Genomic DNA, 3,880 nt, shown 5'->3' on the forward strand with positions numbered 1-3,880 from the left:
GAGACTTCGACAAGGCGGTCGAGGCGCTGCGGATCAAGGGCGCCAAGGACGTCGGCAAGCGCGCCGAGCGGGCGACGGCCGAGGGCCTGGTCGCGGCCAAGGGCGGCGCGCTGGTCGAGCTGAACAGCGAGACCGATTTCGTCGCCAAGAACGCCGAGTTCCAGGCCCTGGCCGATCAGATTGTCGACGCCGCGTTGGATGCCAAGGCTGCCGACGTCGACACGCTCAAAGCTGCCAAAATCGGCGACAGGACGGTCGAGCAGGCCATCGCCGAGCTGTCGGCGAAGATCGGCGAGAAGCTCGAGCTGCGCCGCGTGCAGTACTTCGACGGCAACGTGGAGACGTACCTGCACAAGCGTGCCGCCGACTTGCCGCCAGCCGTCGGTGTGCTGGTCGAATTCGAGGGGGAGGGCACAGACGCCGCTCACGCGGTGGCCCTGCAGATCGCCGCGCTCAAGGCCCGCTACCTGTCGCGCGACGATGTCCCCAAAGACGTCGTGGCCAGCGAACGCCGCATCGCCGAGGAGACCGCGAAGGCCGAGGGCAAGCCGGAGCAGGCGCTGCCCAAGATCGTCGAAGGCCGGCTGAACGGCTTCTTCAAGGACGCGGTGCTGCTCGAGCAGCCCTCGGTGTCCGACAACAAGAAGACCGTCAAGGCGCTGCTCGACGAGGCGGGCGTGACGGTGACGCGATTCGTCCGCTTCGAGGTTGGTCAGGCCTAGGCGCGCTGGCATGCCACGGGTGCACGCCTTCGGCGACGACGCCCTCGGCGACCACGACGCCGTGGGCCTCGCGGAGGCCATACGAACCGGTCGCGTCGGCAGGGCCGACGTGGTCGAGGCGGCCATTGCCCGCACCGAGGCCGTCAACCCAGCCCTTAACGGGTTGGCGTATGCGGCCTTCCAGCAAGCGCGAGCCGCGTCGGCCACCCCCGTGAACGGCTTCTGCCCGTTCTTCATTGGCGTCCCAACCTTTATCAAGGACAATGTCGACGTCGCTGGCCAGCCCACGATGCATGGCACCGACGCGTGGACACCATGGAATGCTGCCGCCGACAGTGCATTCACCCAGCTGTACTTAGCCACCGGGCTGACATCCGTGGGTAAGACACAGTTGTCGGAATTCGGCTTCAGCGCCTCCGCCGAACATCCCCGGTTGGGGCCGGTCCGCAACCCGTGGAACACCGACTACAGTGCCGGCGCATCGTCATCGGGATCGGGTGCGTTCGTCGCCGCTGGCGTGGTGCCGATCGCGCACGCCAACGATGGCGGTGGCTCCATCCGTATTCCGGCATCATGCAACGGGCTTGTCGGACTCAAGCCGTCGCGCGGCCGGCTGCCGCTGGACCCGGTACTGCGCCGGATGCCGGTGGGCCTTGTCGTCGACGGCGTGGCGACCCGTTCCGTGCGTGACACCGCGGCCTTCTATCGGGAGGCCGAGCGCATCTGGCGTAACCCCAAGCTGGCCCCGGTCGGCGACGTCACCGGGCCCGGTAGGCAGCGGCTACGGATCGCGGTACTGACCCGCTCGGTACAGCGCGAGTGCAGTCCGCAGGTGCGGGAACTGACGCTGAAGTCGGCCGGGCTGCTCGAGGAACTGGGCCACCGCGTCGAACACATCGACGAGCCCCCGGTGCCGGCCAGTTTCGTCGACGATTTCGTGCTGTATTGGGGATTTTTGGCGCTGGCTCAGGTGCGCGCCGGGCGACACGTGTTCGGCAGGACGTTCGACCGCAGCCGGCTGGACAGCCTGACGCTTGGTCTGCAGCGACATACCGGCCGCAACATCCACCAGCTTCCGCTGGCGATCATGCGCCTGCGCAGGATACGCAGGCGCACCGCGCGGTTCTTCGGCACCTACGACGCGGTGCTCACACCGACCCTCGCCGACGAGACGCCCCCCATCGGATTTCTGGCTCCGACCGACTATCAGCAGGTCATGGACCGGCTGATCGACTGGGTCTCGTTCACTCCGCTGCAGAACGTCACCGGCGAGCCGGCGGTTTCGCTGCCATTGGCCCAGTCTGCTGAGGGCATGCCGGTGGGCATGATGCTGTCCGCCGATTTAGGGCAGGAAGCGCTGCTGCTCGAACTGGCCTATGAGCTCGAAGCGGCGCAGGCGTGGGCAAGGATTCAAGCGCCCGCGTGATCCGCGTGATCAGCAGTCCGAGCCGAGTTTTTCCAGCATTCGTTTGAACTCGCGCTGCTGCGCCCCGCTCAGTTTGTCCAGGATGCGGCTGTCGGCGACGCGGACCGCGCCCTCCGCGCGCTTCAGCAGTGCGCGCCCCTGGCCGGTCAGCGTCGCTGGTAACGCACGCCCCGACGACACCGACTCGGGCCGTTCTACCGCGCCAATGTCTTCCAGCTTGCGCAGCACCGTGTTCATCGCCTGCGGTGTGACGTTGGTGTGCCTGGACAATTCGGCGCTGGACAGTCCGGGGGACAGCGAAATGATGCGCAGGCAAACGAATTCGGGCAGCGTCAGGCCCAGCGGACCCAACACGGCGGAAACCTCTGGTCGCAGAACGGCCGCCACCCGATAGAGCAGGAAGCCCAGCGGAGCGTCGGCATCATCACCCATGTCAATCATATTGACATATATCAGGCGTCTCGATGTGCCAAAACGCGGCTGCTATTGCAAGCTAATCCAATTGCTAAGTCCGGCAGATGCTTTGACGTCAGTGCGTCGACAATTGGATAAATTGTTGCGATGCCGGTGTCGAATGCCACCAAATGATGCCAATGTTAAAGAAGTTGTTTGAACCGCGTTGCGGCGCAAAGTGATATCGGCCTGTTTGTGCAGGTAGCCCAGCCGGACGCGGCATTTCGCAATGCGGTCACGTTTGAGGTTGCGGTCGATTGGTTATGCGGACTGAGTGCGGTCTCGCCCCATATCGGGTAATCGCTCGAACGACACGAGAAAATGAAGGAGCCCATCGTGAAGGTCACAACGACCACTGTCAAAACGGCTGTCGGTGCCGCGGGAATAGCTGCGGTAAGCGTTTTCGCCGCGGCAACTGCTTCGGCCGCGCCACCAAACATCCAGGGATTCGGTACCAGCGAGTCGCTCATCGACGGGCCATTGGTTACCGCCTACACGGTGAGCAACCTGCAGCCCAGCAGCATGGCGATCCCCGGCTACACCCCTAAGGGAACCCTCTACCAGGCAGACATCAGCGCCAGGTCGGACGGCGGAATCGTGACCCCCATGGTCAACGACTTCATCGCCCGCGGGCCCAACGGTCAGAACTACCGGGTGATCGACAAGGTTGGGGCCCCGAACGGCCTTAACCCGGCGCCCATCGCTCAAGGAAGCGAATCGACGGGCACGCTGTACTTCGACGTGACCGGCGCGCCGCCGAATGGCGTCGTCTACAACGATGGCGGGCAAGACGTTCTGATGTGGACGTCGAACGTGCCGGGGGCCTCGGCGCCTGGCGCACCGAACTCGCCGGGCGCACCGAACTCAAGTCCGGCACCGGGTGCACCGCCTGCCCCGGCGACACACACCTAATCCGGTTGCAAATACCTCCCCGCGCCATGCCCATTGGCGCGGGGAGGTTTGCGTATGTAGGGATTCTGCGCGGCTGAATGGGTACACAGCGGATATGACCGATACCGATCACAGGCCAGCGGAAGTACGCGAACAAGCGCGGCAACACGCCGATGACGCGCGGGCGTCCATGCAAGACAAGCGAGACAAGCAGGACGGTGGGCTGGGCGGCTGGGTGGCCAAGCGGGCCGGCCAATGGGACCTAGTGTCGTGAGTCGTTAATTCGGGTGCAGTAGTTGCCGATGCTGGCCAGGATTTGGTCGGCGGTCTTGGTCCAGACGTAGGGGCGGGGATTGTCGTTCCAGGTGTCGATCCAGGCTCGGATGTC

The 3,880-nt window shown here is 64.9% G+C and carries 5 protein-coding genes and 1 pseudogene; 4 read left to right on the plus strand and 2 right to left on the minus strand.

Annotated elements, in window-relative coordinates; genetic code table 11:
• A partial coding sequence (tsf, locus tag ACLP9N_RS02020; RefSeq protein WP_442405833.1) for a translation elongation factor Ts occupies positions 1-722 on the plus strand: 722 nt, incomplete at its 5' end.
• A 10-nt stretch (positions 723-732) separates the two neighbouring features.
• Positions 733-2,148 carry an amidase gene (locus ACLP9N_RS02025; RefSeq protein WP_442405834.1) on the plus strand — a complete coding sequence of 472 codons (1,416 nt, stop codon included), beginning with the start codon at positions 733-735 and terminating at the stop codon, positions 2,146-2,148.
• Positions 2,149-2,157: 9 nt separating this feature from the next.
• On the opposite strand, the gene ACLP9N_RS02030 is transcribed toward ACLP9N_RS02025, so the two are convergent.
• Positions 2,158-2,580, minus strand: a complete 423-nt coding sequence (locus tag ACLP9N_RS02030; protein ID WP_442405835.1) for a MarR family winged helix-turn-helix transcriptional regulator — start codon at positions 2,578-2,580, stop codon at positions 2,158-2,160.
• A 357-nt stretch (positions 2,581-2,937) separates the two neighbouring features.
• On the opposite strand from ACLP9N_RS02030, the gene ACLP9N_RS02035 reads away from it, so the two are divergent.
• The gene (locus tag ACLP9N_RS02035; RefSeq protein WP_442405836.1) at positions 2,938-3,513 is read left to right on the plus strand and encodes an MPT63 family protein; all 576 of its coding nucleotides are present in this window, start codon (positions 2,938-2,940) and stop codon (positions 3,511-3,513) included.
• 94 nt (positions 3,514-3,607) lie between these two features.
• Positions 3,608-3,766: a hypothetical protein gene (locus tag ACLP9N_RS02040; protein WP_442405837.1), complete on the plus strand. Its 159-nt coding sequence runs from the start codon at positions 3,608-3,610 to the stop codon at positions 3,764-3,766.
• Here ACLP9N_RS02040 and ACLP9N_RS02045 read toward each other — a convergent pair.
• Positions 3,755-3,880 (minus strand): annotated as a pseudogene (locus ACLP9N_RS02045) (IS630 family transposase); the annotation flags it as partial. The gene ACLP9N_RS02040 and the pseudogene ACLP9N_RS02045 sit on opposite strands and share 12 nt — an antisense overlap.

It is taken from the genome of Mycobacterium sp., from assembly GCF_052144515.1.
Lineage (GTDB): Bacteria > Actinomycetota > Actinomycetes > Mycobacteriales > Mycobacteriaceae > Mycobacterium.